This window comes from Pedobacter hiemivivus, assembly GCF_005144565.1.
Lineage (GTDB): Bacteria > Bacteroidota > Bacteroidia > Sphingobacteriales > Sphingobacteriaceae > Pedobacter > Pedobacter hiemivivus.
In genome coordinates this window covers 102,609-122,424 of record NZ_SWDX01000007.1, presented here as the reverse complement: position 1 = coordinate 122,424, position 19,816 = coordinate 102,609, and the positions used below count along the sequence as shown (strand labels likewise).

Genomic DNA, 19,816 nt, shown 5'->3' with positions numbered 1-19,816 from the left:
GTACACTACAATGCTACGTGTGATAAAATAAAATCAACAATAATTGTTGGGTTAGGGAAACTATGCGGATGGTGTTTAAAACCGGCTTTATGAATCACCTGAATCTTGCCGCCGAGCGCTTCAACCTGCCTGGCAAATGGCAGGGTATTTTCTGCAGGCGGCACTACTTCATCTGCATCGGCCAGCAGATGCAGCATAGGAAAATTTCCCCTTACGATTTGTGAAATCTTATTTAATGGGCTGTTATGAAATTGCCGCATTTGATCATCGCTGGTGATATGATAATCCTCTTTTAACAACGCTAAATCCCTTTTACTTCCTGGCCCAGCTCCCATACCAGCAGGCCAACTTTTCAGGTCGAGCACTGGATTATCAGCATAGACACAAGCAACTTTGTCTGGATTAACCGCAGCCCAATTATACAGGTATACGCCCCCCCGACTCATCCCTTCCAATACTGCTTTATGGGCTAAACCAGCACTATTAACCAGTTTATAAAAATCGTTCCAGGCCTTAACCGCAGTAGCATTACCATAAAGCTCCACCACATCACAATAAACGAGATGGAAGCCGCGCTCTAATAAAGCAATATCCGTTTGCGGCTCATGGCCCCAAAACCGCGCCCGCCATACCCAGGGATGATGGGGCGCAGCCCATTTCGGCTTAACTATTTTACAAGAACGGCCCATGAAACTAAAATCAATCCCATCATAACCATAAAACGAACTCCTTTTGTGCGGCTGCTCTATTTTGTTAAACAAATCAAACGCAGCATCCTGCTTTTGCTTTAGTAATGCGTAAAGTCGCTGGGCAATGAGGGCCGCTCCCTCGGCATTGGGATGTATTTTATCGGGCAAAAATGTTGCCTTATCCACAAAAAGCATATGCAGATTGATGATTTCCAACTGCTCAGTATAAGCCAAATGTTGAATGCCTGGAATAATTTGTTCCTTAATAACTTTCTCCCATATCCCTGTACTATCGGTAGCAAAGGAAGCAACAGGTGTGAGCATTACAATGCGCGGAGCTGTCGGTAACTCCTTAAAAGCACGAATCAGGTCGCGGTAATCAGCTTCAAAATCATTTAAATAAACCCGGTTAACGGGCCTACTGTCCTCAGCTCCTAAAGCGATAAAAACCACATCGGGATTGCTGGCCAAGGCTTTTTGATAAACCGGTTGTTTGACGTACGGTTGATCACCCTTATGCAATACCGTGGCGCCGGCTAATCCAAAATCATTTACGAGGTAATGCTCACCAAGCAATTCCTGTAGTTGCATGGGATAAGTGCTACCTATACAGGCGACATTGATCTTCCTTTGTGCCGAAAGCATAAGCGGCAACATCATTAACCCTATCAACAGTTTCATTAGTTTTATCATGCCTGCTCAACTATAAACTGAGGGTGTATTTTATCCATGCATATTCGGAATAGCCACAGGCAGCTTGCCCGTTTACATTCATATGGCTTTGCGGATTGTCGGTATACCTGGTAAAAAAGTTTGTTTTGTCCTCACTTTCTATACCAGTTAAACTATCTGGCGCCGGGATTTTTCTTACCGGAATGCTATCCGCTGTAGGATTGGTAAAAAAATGCGGCAGATAAAAAGTTTTATCGGCATCCAGATCCAGTGTCTGCAGTTTTTTGTTAAAAGCTATTGCATTCGTATGCAATGTTGGATCAAAACGACAGCTATCATCAAACTCGGGATATTTACCAGCATTATACATTCCGGTGCTATCAGGCATGGAAACTGCTACACATACAACCGGATTAATCGCTTTCCAGGCACTAATGAGACTTTGCATATTGGTTAAATAAACATCAGCATTAACCTTATTACTGTCATTAATACCCAATTGAATAACAACATGGGAGGGTAAACAAACATCCCAGGCGTTTACATTGGTCACTTTTGTACCAGCCGTAGTGCCCACAACTAATCTGGTAACGCCATCATCAGCAAGGGTTTTATAGCTATCGAGCCATTTTTGAGGCGAGAATCTATTAGCTCCGGTTTTGTCTTTATCAAAAAACGGATTCACCGGATCTGCTAATACGGCATTAAATTTTGCCAATGCGCTTGTATAATCTGTTATGCCTGCAGTAGGATATTGCGCCTGCATGTAGGCAATAAATGCAGTGGTGTTTTTAGGAGTGGCAGCTCCTTCAGGGCTGGCATACAAAGTTGCTTTCTGTGTTGTTGTACCTGTATAATCTGTCCCTGTTCCGTTGCCCAGGCCCAACAAGTTCCAAACGCCTTGCGACGCATCTCTTTTATTTGCAAAATAAAGATAATCATGCGCACTCCAGCCACCTATCCCCTGGGCTTGCCCTTTGATGGCTGAAACCGTTGTGCCGGCATAGCTAAAACTCCACAGGCGGTTATTTGCAGCCCCGATGTTCACCAGGTTATAGTTCCCGGCAGGACTGCCAGCATCAATTTTATCCATCTCAAAAAGCATCCGCGTAAACTCATAAGACCGCAGTGGCCCGTTAAGATTTGCACCTATACGGGCAGCACCTACCCCGTCTACGGTACTATCGCCCATTTTAAGATATTTCACAGTAACTGCTTTACCAGTCGTTACCTTGGTTGATACCTGCTGAATACTTGCCGATTTATTGATCAGATAAGCAGACTTTGTACTGCCAGTTTTGTTGCTTAAATTCACTACTACTCCAGCATTTGGAGTAGTGTCAATGGCAACCGGCCCAAAAAACTTGATTCGGTCGCTAAAATATTCTGCCCAATCAATGGCTAAAGTAGTTAAGCCAGTACCATTCAAATTAATACAATGATCCACATAGACACCCAGGCTGTAATTGCGATTGGGTAAAGTTTGGCCATCATTTCTGATATCGTTGCAGGCCACAAACACCCTGGCAGGTGTATACAACTCCAGATCCAGACGAATTTCTTCGGTGGCTATCGGCTTACCGCCCTTGGTTGCCGCGTTATCTACCAACGCGGGTTTGATGTTCAAACCATTTATTTTGGTAACATTGGTATCCGGATTAGCCAATACCATACTTAATGCCGGAGTGGATGCATCGGTATCGATCTTTACATTTAGCACAATAAAGGCAACACCCGCCGGCGGCGTAAAATCATAGGATGTGGCAGTACCATTAACACCAAAAGGCGCAGCAGCCATTTTATTTCTGAACGCATCAAAATACATGATGGTTCTGTTTGTTGAATTGGGCCAGCCTGTTACCCGGTAAGTCTTAAGCGCCGTAACGGGCACATAATCACTTATGGTATAACCGGTAACAACCCCTATGGCCCAAGCTGATCCATTAATGGCCCGGTTTACTACATATTTTGCCGGGTCTAATAAATTAGGGGCCGGATCTGCCACTACTGTAAAAACGGGTAACAAGTTGGCCGTTGGGAATAGCTTTGTTTGGCCTGCGCTATTTACACCTAATAATTTGGCAGATGTAAGATTAGTTTCATCCGGGAGACTTGAAATTGGGATATTTGACATTTTTTAGGTTACGATTAATTTGTTGTCATCTTCTGTTACTAAATAATTATCATCATTGTCGGTAAGCAGATCCTCGTCTGCTTCAGATGTTGTAAGATCTGATCCCTTAACCATACTTTCTTTTAAGCTCATCTGCTATTTGGTAATTACCCTGGCATACAGCGCCGCATCTATATTTTTAATTTCAGCCAGCACAAGTTCGGCCATCCTGCGGGCACCCGTTTCGTTAAAGTGAGTATCGTCTGATCTGCCTGCCGGATAGTTTGGGTTTATTCCGGGTTTAATATAGTTAAACAGGAATTTGGCATTTTCAGGCCCCAGCTCTTCTAACAACGCTGCACTTTTTTTGTCCATATCGATCAAGGGGGTATGCGTATTGGCTGCAACCTCCTTAACTATCGGTGAGTATAAAATGTGCGTGTCGTCTATTTTTCCGTCATGGGTAAATCTCCGCCTGGAAACAGGGGTAAGCAAAATGGGTAACGCACTTTTAGCACGGGTTTCCCTTACCATTTTTTCCAGGTTAACCCGATAAGCCTCTGGCGATGTAGACCTCGGGATTCCTACCGCTTCATCGTTATGCCCAAACTCAATAAAAACGTAATCTCCGGGTTTTAGCACATCCAAAACCTCCTGCCAGCGGTTCTCTGCTATAAAGGTTTTTGTGCTTCGCCCATTTACGGCCCGATTATCAACAGTTATTGATTTATTAAAAAAATATTTAAAGGGCATCCCCCAGCCGGTTTCCGGCCACTCCGTACTGGTTTTATTGGCCATGGTGGAGTCACCAACCAGATAAATTGTAATCGGCCTGTCCTGAAAAACCGTAAATGAGCATAGGACAAAAAGGATGATAAACCATCCTGTCGATAACAGGATGGTTTTATTATGGATTGTTCTTTTTACTTTCATTGGATTGGATTAAAATTAAAGCTCCTTTATATTAAAATCGTCCAGATCAATATACTGGCCACCTATATTTTTAATGTTCATTTTGAAATTGTTTAAAGCTTTAGCCGCATTAGTGGCCGTCCTGTCATTAAACTCTTTTACAGTACCCACCCAAAGATCCCAGGTATCATTGGCAATGCTTTCTGTCGTGCCATCCGGTGCTATGTAATTTTTTGCTGCGCCCGAGTTATTGACAATCAGCCGCACATTTTTTTCACCGGTATAGTTACCAGTACCAGTTACAGCAGCATTTTCATCCACAAAAGTCATATGCCCATCGCTAGGAAAATGGATACCAAACTCAGAATGTGTTAACGAAGCCGTTTCGATCAGGTTATTTATCGTAAAACCGGTACCAAATTGTACCCGGATAACCGGATTGGTGGACGGCGTGATCGGTCCATGATTACTGATATTAAAACTAAACATCATCAGCTTAGCATCCACCGGTGCAATGTAATTGCTTCTGATGATGTAGGAGTTGGATGTCGCAGCACCGCTGCCTGTAAACTTCAACCTGGCCGAGTCAATAGCTATCGTGGCACCCGCATCTGTTACAATGGCATTAAACTGCCGGTAGTTTGGCCCGCTAGCATTTTGGTAATCAGCTAACGTGTTAGAAGTTTCAAAATCAATGTTGAGAAGCGATGTTTTATAAAGATACTCACTAGCTATCCTGTGCTGAAAAAAGTTAGTTTCATCGGCGTGGAAAGTAACAAAATCAGACGCACTGGCCTGCCCCACATAGGGTGTCCAAAATTGTGTCTGAAAATTTCGCCATAACAAAACATAGGATAGATTCTTATCCTTAGTAATTGGGGATAAAAACTGTGTCCACCAATTGGTAACAGGTACTTGAGATAAGCCGGTTTCGGTTATTGCCGATAGCTTACTCTTTTGCCTGGCGAGTGTGGTAACAATACTAATCATAGGATTAGCCGTAGTAATAAAAGTATTACCAGGATGAAAATTAATAGTATCATAACAGTCCAAACCGAGAATGTCTACATAATCATCGCCCGGGTATCGTTCCAGGTAATCGCTTTGTGAGGTAATTCTGTCTGGAGAGTAAGCATACAGCAAATTATGTACCCCCTGACTCCGAAAATAATCAATAGTAAAGCGCCATATGTTTTTAAACTCATCAGGTGTGCAGCGATCTTTCCCCCACCAAAACCAGGTCCCGGTATGCTCATGAAATGGCCTGAAAATAATGGGAATTGTCTTACCATCACTACCTACCAGGGTTTTCACGTAGGTAGCAACACCACCCAGCCATGCTTTGTAGTGGTTCAGTGCCACAGTATCTGCAAATATTTTATAGATCACCGAGTCCATGGTACCTTTGGCACTCTGAGTTGAATCCATGGGGTTGTGCATGTGCCAGGAGATGGTATTCACCCCACCCTGATCGTATACATCTTTAATATATTGCCTCATTTTCACAAAGTTTGTTCCTTCCACATTCCAGGTGTACCCAATTTCATATTGTCCCATATCCCAGCCAAAAACGGCAGGATATTCACCCACTACCTCTTTCACATCAGACCGGCCAGGCGTATATTGCCAGCCATATCCGTTGGCATTATCGGCCTCATGCCCAAACATAATCCCCTGCGTTGCCAGCCGGTGTAGGTTGTGGAAAAGCGCCCGCGTTTCTGTCGTTGCATCGGCATCAACAGGTGCACCAAGTGTGGAATGTTTAGCCACAAATTCAATATCATCTTCAGTTGCACTTACATTTGCAACTTGAACTTTTTTACAGGCACTCAGCAAAACACAGAGGGTTATTGCCATTAATAATTTCATTTTCATAATGATTTTTTTTAATGAATATTGTTTAATTGATCATGCTTGATTTCATTTTTATATCGCTATCCCCATTAGGGGATTACTTTAATACGATCAGGATTACTGAATTTTGTCACCTGAGTTAAAGTTATTTTAGGCTCATCGATACCATCTACACTGAGGTTTTGTATAGCGAGCCGCTTAATGTCCACGCCGATAATCAGCTTCCTGAGCTCAGGTTGAGTACTTCCAAAACTGCAATTACTGAGTGAAATTTGTCCAACGTGCCTGATAAATAAGCCGTAACTGGGCAGATTTTTCCAAACAGTTGGCTCAGGATATCCTTTTTCATCCTCCTTAACCAGACCTGCATGGGCGATAAAATCGCCCTTTTGTACACCTCCGGTATTCACCAGTCTGATGTTATTTAAACTGATATCGTGAATTAGGCCCCCGGGTACACCAGTAATCGATGAACTAAAATTCCCTGTATTATAGGCTGTAATATTCGCCAACCTGATATTCCTCATTTGGCCTACGGCTGGAGCAGGCTCCCCTGCTTTATAAGGACGGGCACGATTACCCAGACGCACATAAATCGGACAGTCTGTACCGCTAATGACTATATTATTTACACTCACACCATCCATTATGCCCCCATCAACAATCTCTAAGGAAATACCAGTAATCCCATTCCTTGGGAGACCAAAAACTGAAGGCAATTGACTAATGGATTGTTTTACAGTACAGTTACTGATGGCGATATTCTTAAAACCACCGGTTGATTCAGTGCCGCATTTAATAGCATTGGTAAAACTGCTCACGATGCAATTATTAATCACGATATCCTCACAGCCAGCCAAACCAGTACTCTTCATCACAATACCATCATCATCACTATCAATGATACTATTGGATAAAGTAAATCTGCGACAGCCATCTATATCTATACCATCGTTATTACGGTTACTGTGATTAAATACCCGGATGCGATCCACGATCACATCTTCGCAATTGAGGTAGTGCTGGTTCCATATGCCGGCATTGCGCATCGTAATTCCCGTAATGGTTACATCTTTACAACTGATCAGCAAAATGTTTCTGGGCCGTCCATCCAGATCGCCTTGTAAAGCATCTTTTCTCGGGCTTTGTAAAGCACCTTGTCCATCTATGATACCAGAACCACAAATGCCTGTATGCACCACGTCTACCGCATAGATTAAAGCATACCAACCGCCAGGATCTTTTTGGGAACGGTACACAGGTTGTTGCTGGCGGGGGAAATCATGGGGATTCGTACTGGCAAATAAGGTTGCGCCACTTTCTAAATAAAGCACTACGTTATTTTTAAGGACGACGGTACCCGATTTAAAATTACCGGCAGGGATGATCACCCTTCCCCCACCGGCTCTATAACAGGCCGCTATTGCCCGATTAATTGCAGCCGTTGAAAGGAAAGAGGTATCCGATTTTGCACCAAAATCCGTAATCGGGTAGTCTCCGGCCTTTGCAACCGCGCAACAACAAAGCAGCATAAACATTAAAAAGTATTTCATTTTTATCAGATTCATAACCACATTTTAATTTACAGCTGTTTAATCGGCTTTAAAAACCCAAACAGCCTGGTTTAAAGTTTTGGTTTGCACATTCTCCGGAATAATTATTTCAATGTGATCCGCTTTCTTTACCCATTTGATACGACCGGTATAACCTAACAATTGTATTTGCTTTTTACCGTCCATAATCTCCTCAGGTACGGAAAGGATCGGCGGCAGATTCGATTCCTTATCAGCAGGTAAATAAGATAAATAAACCGCGTTTTTGCTTTTTGTAAACGCCCACTTGTCTATCCGGTAAGGTGAAAGGGGTTTAGTCCCATAAATAGACTCGCCGTTGATTTTCATCCAGGCGCCAATTTCATTGAGTCTTTGATAAGCGCGCGGATCCCATTCACCATCCGGTCCCGGGCCGACATTTAGCAACAGGTTGCCATTCTTTGCAACAATATCAACCAATGTCTGGATTAAGTACCGGCTTGTTTTATAATTGTCATTAGGAACGTACGACCATGATCCAGCCATCGTCAGGCAGGTTTCCCAAGGTACGTTCATAAATTTCTCGGGGATTTTTTGCTCAGGAGTTAGGTAATTGACGTTTTTAGCCGGGCCATTCCGATCCACAATGATGACCCCGGGCTGTTTTGACCGGGCCATGGTTGCGATCGAATCTACCTTTAACTTAGCCCAGCTACCGTCAAACCACAGTAAACTCAGTTGGCCATAATTACTAACCAATTCCTGTACCTGGTTATATACAAAGCTGTTAAAACGAGCCCATCTTTCAGGATACTTGACTTTGTCGTAGTTTTCTTTCCTGTCCATTGGCGGGAAATAGGACCACCAATAATCTTCAGAGTGCCAGTCGGGTTTAGAATAGTAAGCCCCTATCATAAAATTTTGTTTCCTGAAAGCCTCAAAAACCACTTTTGTAACATCACTTTTGGGGTTGGATGAAAATGGTGTATGTGGACTGGTTATTTTATAATCTGAATACTTGGTATCATACATCGCAAATCCATCATGGTGCTTAGTGGTAAATACCACATATTTCATTCCGGCCGACTTAGCGGCATCAGCCCACTTATCCGGATTAAACCGGGTTGGATTAAATGTGGTTTGTAGATTCTCATAAGCCTTTTTATACTCAAAAAAATTACCGGCATACTGTCCTTTTCGTTGCGTGAAATGATAATCCTCCGGACAGATAGACCAGGACTCCACAACTCCCCATTGACTGTAAGGTCCCCAATGCATCATTAACCCAAACTTCAGATCCTGCCATTCTGATAGCTTTGCCAACACTAAGGGGTCGCTCGGTTTTACATAGGTCTTTTCATCATAGGCAATTCCCTGTGCACTAACCCTATATTGCATTGTTAACGTAAGGATTACTCCAAGGATTAAAATCTTTATTTTCAAATTCATAGTTTCTTTTTTTTTTGTGATTTACTGTTAAACTTAATAACCGTAATCTTGCTTCAGTTTAGGATTTGCATCAATTACCGCCTTGGATAAGGGTAGCAATTCCTTTTTATTCGGTTCAAATACTTCTGCAACCATTTTAATATAATCCAGGCCTAATGTTCGGATCCAGTTTGCACTGACATAACCAACCGGTATTTTAGCTGGCGTAGGTTGGTAGTAGGAATTGGCATATATCAGATCGGGCGAGGATTGTTTGAAATACATGATTTGCGGCAAACTAGCATAGGGTGCCTGTTTGGTACGCATTTTTTCAAGATTGGCCCGCGTTTGCAGTATTTTATCGTATAAAAGGTTCCATCTAATCAAATCATACTTGCGTATGGCTTCGCCCCCCAACTCAAATGATCTTTCATTTACGATGCTGGTAAAAAAGCCCTGCTTATCTGATGGAATAATGCCAATTTTGGACAGATCCCCATTAAAAGCCCTGCCCCTTACATCTTTAAACGCCTGAATCGCTTCGGCTGTGGGACCGTTATTTATTTCGTTATCCGCCTCAGCAAACATCAAAAGCACATCCGAATAACGGATCAATGGCCAGTTTATACCAAAATACGCGGCATCAGACGTAGGCAAAACTACGGGATTACTAATCCAGTCACGCCTGAACTTGGCCAGCAATAAACCAACAAATCCGGCATTTTGATAAGCAAATTTATAACCATTCCCATCAATGGCATAGGAAGCGATGGTTACATCACGTCTTACATCCAACGAATCAAACGCATAAAAATAAGTTGGCATAATAATAATATTGCCCGATCCCTTTTTATTTACCTGGATACCATCTATATAACCAACCCGACCGTCTGAATTGCCATCTCCACCAGCCATAGCGATTTCAAATAATACTTCACCGTTGGGTTCTATCCGATGCGCATCCATATTATCTTTAAACACAGCCTGGTAACTTGTATTTAAGGCATGCCTTTTAGCATCCATGATCTCCTTGCATTCGTCTCTGGCTATTTGATAGTACTTTAAAAAATCGGGCCTGCGTTCCATTTTACGGGTATCCGCCCTTAGGGAATAGCCCCCCCTGAATAGCGCCAATCTGGCGCGTAAAGCCTTTACAGCACCTTTGGTAATTCGTTCATCCGCCGTCACACCAGGGTCTCCCCTCCAGGGTACCAGGTCTTCAGCAGTTTTCAAGTCGGCAATGATATGATCATAAATTTCGTCGCGATTTGTTTTGCCAATTAAAAAACTGGCCTCATCAGTTGATGGCTCAAACGCTGCAGGTACGTCACCCCAATGTTTCATCAAGTCGAAATAAAACTGGGCCCTTAATGTTAAAGCTTCGCCATGTAGCCGCTTTAGCTCCCGTTTCTGGTCATCGGTACCATTGGTATATAAATTCATTTGAGGGATAGCTTTAATGCAAATGTTTGCACGCTCTACCCCCTGAAACATTTGATTATAAACCCGATCTAACTCTACATTTAAAGGCGTAGCATTATATCTTGCAATTGCTTTGGTAGCGTTATCGCCCCCACCCACACCATTGTTTACCGTGCCTAAGGTTTCATCGTTATCACTGGCAAAGTAATAACTCAGTCTGCCGCCGTAGGATAAATCGCCGGTTAACCGGTTGTAAACGCCCAATACAGCAGCTTTCGCATTACCAACACTCCCGAACACATAATCCTCTCCAAATGATGCGGTTGGGGTTTCATTCAGGTATTTTTTGCAGGAAACAAGACCGCATACTGCAAAAAATATAAAAAACAATATTTTATTCTTCATGATTGAATAGTTTAATTAGAAATTAGCATTAAGCCCAAGGATAAACGTACGTGACCTTGGGTAACCCGAATAATCTACCCCGGGTGTTACCGGAGTTGCCCTGCGTGTGCTCACTTCCGGATCATACCCCGTATAGCCGGTGATCACAGCAACGTTGTTAACCGTAGCATAAGCTCTTACACTGTTGATACCTATCTTTTTTATCAGCGCGGTTTTAAAGGTATAGCCCATGGTGATATTGTTTACCCGTAAAAATGAGCCGTCCTCTGCCGCCCATGAGTGCACGATATAAGCGTTTACACTTTGTAGAGGTATCCACAACTGTGCATTCGCATTAACCTGATCCAATACCGCAGGAGGTTGCCCCACTGCCACCAATTTGCCGCCCACGTTAGTTACTCTTTGAATGACACGGCCAGTGGCGTCAATCGTTTTCCAGCGGCTATTCATCACATCCAATAAATTGGTATTGGTAGAAAATCCGTTTGTAAACTCTAATTTATTGGCATTTAATATCTTATTGCCATAAACAAAGTTTAAGAAGATACTGAGATCAAAGCCCTTATAGGTAAACTGATTATTCAGGCCCCCAAAAAATTTAGGGTTAGCCGTTCCGATGGTCTGTCGGTCATTTACGTTATCCACCACACCATCACTGTTCAAATCTTTAAATTTGATGGAACCTGGCTGTACAGTGCCAATTACCGAAGCATCGTTCACGACTCCAGGCTTTAACGTATAAATGCTGGTTTTAGGATCATAGTCAAAGTCTGACGTTTTATAAAAACCATCAGTTACATAACCATACATCGAACCCACTTGCTGGCCTTCCTGTACAATAAAATCAGGCAGTGCCGCACCTATGCCCCAACCAGAATTTTGGTAATAATATTTTTGATAGTTAGATAAAGACTTGATGACATTACGATTATGCGAAATATTGAAATTTAGGTCCCATGAAAAGTTATTATTATTGACTACCGGCATACTTATCTGTAGTTCGACACCTTTGTTTTGCGTTTTGGCGATGTTTTGCAACTGGGTAGAGTAGCCGGAATTAGATGGAATAGGAACATTAACCAATAAATCATGCGTATCGTTTTGATAAGCATCTATGGTTACCTGCAGTTTATTTTTAAACAGCGATAAATCCAAACCAACGTTTTTAGATTCGGTAGTTTCCCATTTTAAATAAGGATTGGCCAGATTACCGACACTATACCCGGCTGACACCTGCTCTCCAAGTCCGTAGGGCGCTGCATTACTGCTAAATATCCGCTGATATAAATAATCAGCGATACGATTATTACCCGCTACGCCGTAACTCAGCCTCAACTTCATGTCTGATATAAAACTATATTTAGACATAAAATCTTCCTTGGAGATGCGCCATGCCAAGGCACCCGACGGAAATATTCCCCAGCGCGTATCCGGACCAAATTTGCTTGATCCGTCTCCCCTTGTGGTAAATGTGGCAATATATTTATCCTTATAGGTATAGTTAAACCGGCCAAAAAAAGACAACAGCTTATTTCGAAAAGCCGAGGAGCTGGGGGTTAAAGGCAAGGGTCTACCTAATGAAAGCTGTGCCAAAGCCTGCTCGGGACTAATTTCTAAAGGGAAGTAGCCCACTCTATTGTTAACGCTGTTTTGAGAAATGGTATAAAGTTCCTGCCCCACTAAGGCTGTAAATACATGATCCCGGTTAAACTGACCTTTTAGCTTGGAATTGGTAAAGGTTAAAACATTGGAAATATTTACTGAGGTTTGATTGCCATTCGATTTTCCTACGATTGGTGTGCCGGCTGCGCTGCCAATCGAAGTCCAGGTAATAGGCCCGTCATAGGAGTCATTATTGATAGTATTCAATTCAACTCCGCCGGTGGTTCTAAAAGATAAAAGCTTATTGATTTTAATGTCAATAAAACCATTCATATTTAAGACACTCATTGTATTATTTCTATATTCGGCATCGTTTAAGCGTAAAGGATTTACGAGGTATTGACCATAGTTGGCATTGGTGGCATCAAAATAAGCCTGGTCGAAATAATTAATATCGTTTGTCCCCATTAATAATGGCCGATATTGGACGCTATGTCGCAGGCGATTGGTTTGCCCCGAAGACGATGATGAAGTACCGCTGCCCCTGATGGCCTGGCTATTATACCTGATATTAACTGAGGCAAGTATGGCCGGTGATATTTTTGTCTGAAACCTGGAGTTTAAAATATTCCGATTAAAATTGGAATTATTCATAACGCCCTGCTCGCCGTTGTTTGTATAACTGAAATTAAAGGTGGTGATATTGTTACCGCCCGTAATACTTACATTATGCGTTTGCATCAATGCCGCCCGCCCAAAAACTTCTTTTTGCCAGTCTACAAACCGACTATCTTTATATTTATCGAGTGATGCAAAGTTGGGTCCGTATGTGCCCTCAAAGTTTATGCTGTCGGTAAACGTGTTTCTCGTTTTTTCGTATTGATAAACAGTAAAATCATAGGGTTGCATTACATTTAAATGGCCTGCTACTTTATTAATGCCAAACAGCGTGTTCAGTGACACCGTGGTTTTCATGGCTTTACCACCCTTGGTTGTAATAATAATAACGCCATTTGCTCCCCTTGCGCCATAAATAGCTGTCGCTGAAGCATCTTTTAAGATGTTTACAGATTCTATATCCTGCGGCGAGATATTGTTCAAGCCATCTTCAACCTGTATCCCGTCAATAACATATAAAGGAGAGTTATCCTGCGTAATAGAGCCACCGCCACGAATTTTTATAACGGCTGGGGCACCTGGCCCGCCCTCTGTGGTCACAATATTCACCCCCGCAAGCCTGCCGGTTAAGGCAGCAGCGGTAGAGTTTACCGGTATATCTGCTATTTGTTTAGCAGCCAGTGACGATACCGCACCGGTGAGATCCTTTCGATTTACCGTGGCATAACCGATGACCACAATTTCATTTAAACCCGTTTGCTGCTCTTCCAGTATCATATTGATAACCGATAGATTATTGACAGATTTTTCCTGAGGCGTAAAGCCAACGCTTGAAAATACCAAAATCGCATTTTGATCAGGCACAGAAATTTTGTAGCGACCGTCAACGCCGGAGATGGAAACTATTTTACTGTTTTTTACAGCGACCGTTACGCCAGGCAGGGGTTGTCCCCTTTTGTCCGTTATTTTACCCGAAATATCAATGCTCTTTGAAACCGGAGCCGGGTTTGATAAATTTCGGCGGATGATTATTGTTTTGTCCTGGATGATAAACGAGATCGGTTGGCCCTTGATGCACACTTCCAGCGCCTCCTCAATTGTAGCGTTTGTGATATGCACATCAACCGACCGGGCATTATTTAAAACATCAAGATCGCATATAAAATTATACCCGGTTTGGTTACCTATTTGTTTAAATATCTTTTCAAGCGGAACATTTTTTCCTGATACGGTGACTTTTTGCGCGTATCCAGCAAAGCTGATTTGGAGGAAAGCTGTGATCAATAAAACAAAAGTTAGTTTCATTATCAACAAAAATTTATAAAATATATAGACACGAGGTTTACACCTCAACTGAATGTAAAAATTCATACATTTGACTAATTTAGGTTTTGAGTAAGTGAATTGTTATCCGCAATTTTTAAACGGGGACCTAAATATTATCCAGGGGTGTTGCAAGCGCTCCTGGTTTTTTTTGGACTCCGTTATGGTATCAGATTAGCTGTTCATATTATTTCAGGTTAAACTATTTCTGACTAACCCTCAATTGTTAAAGAGTTACAAAGTTGTTTTATCGGGCGATAAAACAATTGATCAGAAATATAATAATTGGTATATTTGGTTAGTAAAATAGGTCAGATGCACTGTGTGTGCTTTAAGTGGTATAGGTTACGGCATAACTACTATCCTCCTTCCTATTAGTTTGAAATGGGCTACTCCTGTTTCTTCCAAAACTTTAAGCACATACGTAAGATCTTTGTCACGGGGAATTGTACCCCAAAAGCCTTTCGCTGCAATTTCTCCTTTATATTCAACTTCTACATCATACCAACGGGAAATTTGCCGCATTACGCTTTGTATGGTTTCTTTATTAAACATAAACAGACCATTTTTCCAGGCTACAGCTTCTTCTGTATCCACAGGGTAAACGTTTATTTTCGTATTAACCCGGGCCTGTTGGCCTGGGCTAATCACTTGTGATAAGGCACTTGAGGAAAGTATGATCTTTACACTACCTTCTAATAACGTAGTATTTACCGAGGTCTCATCTGCATAGGCATTGACATTAAAATGAGTACCCAATACTTCAATGGTTTGATTAGCTGTAGCAACTTTAAATGGCTTACTTTTATTTTTGGCAACTTCAAAATAGGCCTCTCCTGTTAACTTCACCAGGCGCTCGGTTCCTTTAAATATCACCGGATATACCAGAGCGGAAGCTGCGTTTAACCAAACTTTAGTGCCATCTGGTAAGTTGACCTGGTATTGCCCACCTCTGGGTATGTTAATGGTATTATATGTTAAAGCTTTGTCTGCCGCTTGTTCCGATGTTGAACTTGCCACATAATTTAATTCACCGGATTTCATTTTTTCTATCACTATACCGGACTGTTGCGCGATTTTTCCTTTATGCATGTCATCTAAAAAAATCTTTTTCCCATCAGATAAGGTCAGTATGGCTTTATTTGTACCTGGATGAATAGTGCTTTTAGCGATATAATGATCAGTTGCTGTACTCGTCTGCTTTAAATGATTGATATAAATCCCAACGGACAGAAAGATGAAGATAGCAGCTGCCGCTGCTATCCATGTATAACGTTTATTTCGGACAACAGTGAGGCCAAGGCCTTCCTGATGCAGGCTATTTTCTTGTTTAATACGCTGATAAACCATTTCCAATGTTTCAGGTGCAAAGTGCTCTTCCAAATCAGCATCTGAAACCGATTCTGTAATCAACTCCTGCAAATTATTATAGGAGGTATTATCATGCAGTAAGGAATTCAGTTCCTTTCTATCATCTGCACTTATGCTTCCTGAATAGTAAGCCGCTAACAATGCTTTAAATCTTTCTGGTGCCATTATTAAGTATGACTATTAAATTAAAAAGTTGTGGGGGTGCTCAGTGTTATTTTTTTATAAAAAAAAAGTTAACCAAGAGAAACAGGGGGCTCATATACTTGAAAATCAAGAACGAACGAATGCTTTTCAAAGCTTTACTCATATGTTCACGGGTAACATCGTATGAGATATTTAGTTGCGCGGCTATTTGTTTATGGCTTAAATTTTCAAAGCGACTTAAACAATAAATTTCCTTTTGTCTGGGGCTTAATGCAGCTATCGCCTCAGTAATGAGTAACTCCAACTCGCGCACGTCTACATCATGGTGGTCCTGGCGCACATCAACGGTAGGGTCCATTTCTATTTCATCGATAGAAAGTTGTGGAATTTGCTTTCGTAACTGCGTAAATAAATGGTTCCGTGTAATGGTTGTTAGCCATCCCGGGAAATTATCAACCTCAGCAAGCTTTTCACGATTTTGCCATATCTTTAGAAAAATGTCCTGAATGATATCTTGCGCCAAAAATGCCGATTTTTGATAGCGCAAAGCAATGTTATACACTTTTCCTGAATAACGTTTATAAAGCATCTGAAAGGCATCTTCGTCTCCCCGGGACATCTTATCCACAAGTTCTTTATCAGTTAATGCATTTAATTGGTTATTAGCTATCAAAACAATAAAGATGTCGTTTATACGATTTGGTTATGAGATCAATATTAACATATAATTTGATATATTAAAAGAATCTTTTTTAATATAAGCGCTAATGCTGGTTCCCCGCAATTTTAATACCTTAGAATATAAGCCGTTTTTTGTCCTAGGCTTTCAGGCTCATGCCCCCGTCCATTACGATTTCTGCCCCTGTAATATAAGTGGCAGCATCACCGCAAAAGAAGGCAACCATTTTGGCCACATCCTCGGCCTTCCCGATTTTGCCAAGCGGGCTACGACTGATCAGCCACTGGTCAATACCGGCCAACTGTTCTTCACTCAGTCCCATTTTGTTCAGGATTTCTGTAGCTATAGGCCCTGGACTTACACTGTTCACCCTGATCTGATGTGGTGCAAGCTCTACCGCTGCAATACGCATCACCGAATTCAATGCTGCTTTGCTTGAAGAATAAATTGAACTGTTTGCCCCGTCCATGTGTGCGGTATTTGAAGAAAGGAATACCACAGAACCGCCATCATTCAACAATGGGATAAATTTGCTCAAAGTAAAGTAGGCACCCTTAAAGTTAATATCAAAAATGGTATCAAAACTTTTTTCAGTGGCATCCGCAATGCTGCTCTGCTCCACTACACCTGCATTGATAAACAGGATGTCGATTTTACCAAATGTTTTTTCTGCTTCAGCGGCCAATCCCTCAATTGCGGTGATCTGGCTCTGATCGGCTACCATACCGATAACACCAAGTTCAGCGGCAGCCTTTTCAATGGCATCTTTTCTTCTTCCGGTAATGATTACCTCTGCACCCTGTGCTTTTAATTCTTTTGCGGTGGCATAGCCAATGCCGCTATTTCCGCCTGTTACCAGCGCTTTTTTTCCTGTTAAATTGTTCATGATAAAAAATATATTTTAGATATGCAAAAATATAGCTATACTGGTATACTTTTGTAGTCAGTATAACAGAGTATACCAATAATGGAAACAGAAAAAAGAAACCAGATTGAGACAGAGGTACTGTCCAATCCACGCAACCAACAGGAAGAGGTGCAGGCTTTACAGGATACACTTTATGTGCTTGGAGGCAAATGGAAGCTGCCGATCATCAATTCTATCTGCAACGGTAATAAAAGATTCAGGGATATCGAAAGAAGCATTCCGGGAATTACCACACGGATGCTTTCCAAAGAATTAAAAGAAATGACGGCAAACCAGCTGATCAAAAGAACGGTTACGGATGAAACGCCGGTAATCGTAGAATACACCTCAACAGAATATTGCAGATCATTTGGGGATATCATCCTGGAAATGATCAGATGGGGCAAAAACCACAGGCAACGCCTGAAAGGAACTGCTGATTAGTTACAGAATTTCCATCGGCCGGTTAGCCCTTTAGTATTAAATCCTTGAGCTTCTCCTGATTTTCATCACCCCACTCGCCCAATACAGCAATTACAGGAATTAAGCTCTGCCCAAACCCGGTCAGGCTATATTCCACCTTTGGCGGAACTACAGGATATATTTTCCTTGCCACAAGATCATGTTTTTCCAGTTCGTTTAGCTGCATATTCAACACACGCCTTGATGCATCCGGAATTTTACGCTGCAGTTCGCTCGGGCGTTTATTGCCCTCATGGATAAACCACAGCAAACGGATTTTCCATTTGCCGTACAGCACCTCAGCAATCAGGTCAAGCCCGCAGTTCAGGTTCGGTTTTGTTTTTCTTTCATACATCATACAAAGATAGCCCTCTATAGCTAAATGTACCATATAGGAATAATTTATCCCTATGCGATTCGTATTTCCGTACTTGTACAAACAAACCATAGGACTGAAATTTGTCAAATGAAAGATAAAGTAATGACACCATTGAACGATAATAATGAATTGTCTGGCAGGATCGCCCTGGTGACCGGAGGGACAAAAGGAACAGGAAAAGCAATAGCCGAACGTTTGTTAAGTGCAGGTGCAACTGTAATCATAACAGCGAGAAATAAACCTGAAGAAAACAATGACAACCTACATTTCGTATCAGCCGACTTAAGCAAGCCTGAAGGCACGCAAAAGGCCGTAGCGGAAGTGTTATCCAGATTTGGAAGATTAGATATCCTGATCAACAATCTTGGAGGTTCGGAGACACCAGCAGGTGGCTTTGCTGCCTTGACCGATCAGCATTGGGAGGAAACCATCAGTACCAACCTGCTGGCCCCGGTCCGTTTGGACAGGGGATTTCTGCCGCATATGATAGCGCAGCAAAGCGGTGTCATTATCCATATCGCATCCATCCAGGGAAAACTCCCTTTATACGATTCTACCCTTCCCTATGCCGCAGCTAAAGCAGGGCTGATCAATTACAGCAAAAGCCTTTCCAATGAAGTCGCCCCAAAAGGCGTCAGGGTATTGACCGTCTCTCCCGGCTGGATCATGACTGATGGGGCAAAAAGAATGATGGAACGCATTTCCGAGCATTCAAACATCTCCATAGAACAGGCTACACAGGGTGTAATGGATGCACTTGGCGGAATACCTTACGGCAGACCGGCACATCCGGGGGAAGTTGCCGAACTCGTTGGCTTTTTAGTTTCCGCGAGGGCAGCTTATCTAACCGGAACCGAATTTGTCATTGATGGGGGAACCATCCCGACTATTTAATCAAATTAAAATACAGGACATATGAATTTACCAGAAGTAATTAAAAATTTAGTAAAAGCACAGGATGAATCTGATGCTTCAGCTTATGCCGGCTGTTTCTCCCAAACTGCAACAGTTGTGGACGAAGGCAACACTTATCAGGGAAGCACTGCCATCCAGGATTGGATCGATAAAGCCAATAAACAGTATCAGACGGTAATGAAACCCTTAGCTTATGCCGAAACGGAAAAAATCCTGCAGGCAGAAGTTTCGGGAAATTTCCCGGGCAGCCCCATTGTATTGCGTTATCATTTTTCTTTTGAAAACAACCTGATCAAAACCTTAAAAATAACAGGATAAAAAGCCATAGGGCGTGCTGATCTAGGTTTTACTTTCTTATTCTAACTGCTCCTTTAAGCAATTCATTAGCT

Annotated in this window: 16 protein-coding genes; 3 read left to right on the top strand and 13 right to left on the bottom strand. The window is 42.1% G+C overall.

The window, feature by feature from the left end; translation table 11 throughout:
* Positions 1-5: 5 nt before the first annotated feature.
* From FBD94_RS17995 to FBD94_RS17945, 12 genes are all read right to left on the bottom strand, one after another.
* A complete protein-coding gene (locus FBD94_RS17995) occupies positions 6-1,370 on the bottom strand; it encodes a GDSL-type esterase/lipase family protein (protein WP_136881229.1) in 1,365 nt (454 codons plus the stop codon).
* A 22-nt stretch (positions 1,371-1,392) separates the two neighbouring features.
* Complete coding sequence (locus FBD94_RS17990) at positions 1,393-3,495, bottom strand: hypothetical protein (RefSeq protein WP_136881228.1); 2,103 nt, start codon at positions 3,493-3,495, stop codon at positions 1,393-1,395.
* A 3-nt stretch (positions 3,496-3,498) separates the two neighbouring features.
* On the bottom strand, positions 3,499-3,627 hold the full coding sequence (locus FBD94_RS26475) for a hypothetical protein (protein WP_262710992.1): 129 nt from the start codon (positions 3,625-3,627) through the stop codon (positions 3,499-3,501).
* A gap of 3 nt (positions 3,628-3,630) precedes the next feature.
* Positions 3,631-4,407 (bottom strand): rhamnogalacturonan acetylesterase, encoded by a 777-nt coding sequence (locus tag FBD94_RS17985; protein ID WP_136881227.1) that lies wholly within the window; start codon positions 4,405-4,407, stop codon positions 3,631-3,633.
* Between the two features lie 15 nt (positions 4,408-4,422).
* Positions 4,423-6,261, bottom strand: a complete 1,839-nt coding sequence (locus FBD94_RS17980; RefSeq protein ID WP_136881226.1) for a glycoside hydrolase family 26 protein — start codon at positions 6,259-6,261, stop codon at positions 4,423-4,425.
* A gap of 68 nt (positions 6,262-6,329) precedes the next feature.
* The gene (locus FBD94_RS17975) at positions 6,330-7,808 is read right to left on the bottom strand and encodes a glycoside hydrolase family 28 protein (protein WP_136881225.1); all 1,479 of its coding nucleotides are present in this window, start codon (positions 7,806-7,808) and stop codon (positions 6,330-6,332) included.
* Between the two features lie 24 nt (positions 7,809-7,832).
* Positions 7,833-9,221, bottom strand: coding sequence for an alpha-L-fucosidase (locus FBD94_RS17970; protein ID WP_205945905.1), 1,389 nt, complete (start codon positions 9,219-9,221; stop codon positions 7,833-7,835).
* A 33-nt stretch (positions 9,222-9,254) separates the two neighbouring features.
* Positions 9,255-11,027, bottom strand: a complete 1,773-nt coding sequence (locus FBD94_RS17965) for a RagB/SusD family nutrient uptake outer membrane protein (protein WP_136881224.1) — start codon at positions 11,025-11,027, stop codon at positions 9,255-9,257.
* A gap of 15 nt (positions 11,028-11,042) precedes the next feature.
* Positions 11,043-14,552, bottom strand: coding sequence for a TonB-dependent receptor (locus tag FBD94_RS17960; RefSeq protein WP_169472347.1), 3,510 nt, complete (start codon positions 14,550-14,552; stop codon positions 11,043-11,045).
* Positions 14,553-14,915: 363 nt separating this feature from the next.
* A complete protein-coding gene (locus tag FBD94_RS17955) occupies positions 14,916-16,106 on the bottom strand; it encodes a FecR family protein (RefSeq protein WP_136881222.1) in 1,191 nt (396 codons plus the stop codon).
* A gap of 46 nt (positions 16,107-16,152) precedes the next feature.
* Positions 16,153-16,758, bottom strand: a complete 606-nt coding sequence (locus FBD94_RS17950; protein WP_136881221.1) for an RNA polymerase sigma factor — start codon at positions 16,756-16,758, stop codon at positions 16,153-16,155.
* A gap of 145 nt (positions 16,759-16,903) precedes the next feature.
* Positions 16,904-17,650 carry an SDR family NAD(P)-dependent oxidoreductase gene (locus FBD94_RS17945; protein ID WP_136881220.1) on the bottom strand — a complete coding sequence of 249 codons (747 nt, stop codon included), beginning with the start codon at positions 17,648-17,650 and terminating at the stop codon, positions 16,904-16,906.
* Positions 17,651-17,731: 81 nt separating this feature from the next.
* On the opposite strand from FBD94_RS17945, the gene FBD94_RS17940 reads away from it, so the two are divergent.
* Entirely contained in the window at positions 17,732-18,115 is a 384-nt protein-coding gene (locus tag FBD94_RS17940; RefSeq protein ID WP_136881219.1) for a winged helix-turn-helix transcriptional regulator, read from the top strand.
* A gap of 22 nt (positions 18,116-18,137) precedes the next feature.
* On the opposite strand, the gene FBD94_RS17935 is transcribed toward FBD94_RS17940, so the two are convergent.
* On the bottom strand, positions 18,138-18,524 hold the full coding sequence (locus FBD94_RS17935) for a winged helix-turn-helix transcriptional regulator (RefSeq protein WP_235884552.1): 387 nt from the start codon (positions 18,522-18,524) through the stop codon (positions 18,138-18,140).
* Between the two features lie 75 nt (positions 18,525-18,599).
* On the opposite strand from FBD94_RS17935, the gene FBD94_RS17930 reads away from it, so the two are divergent.
* Positions 18,600-19,406, top strand: coding sequence for an SDR family oxidoreductase (locus FBD94_RS17930; RefSeq protein ID WP_235884550.1), 807 nt, complete (start codon positions 18,600-18,602; stop codon positions 19,404-19,406).
* A 21-nt stretch (positions 19,407-19,427) separates the two neighbouring features.
* Positions 19,428-19,745, top strand: coding sequence for a nuclear transport factor 2 family protein (locus FBD94_RS17925; protein ID WP_131612903.1), 318 nt, complete (start codon positions 19,428-19,430; stop codon positions 19,743-19,745).
* The last annotated feature ends 71 nt before the right edge of the window (positions 19,746-19,816 follow it).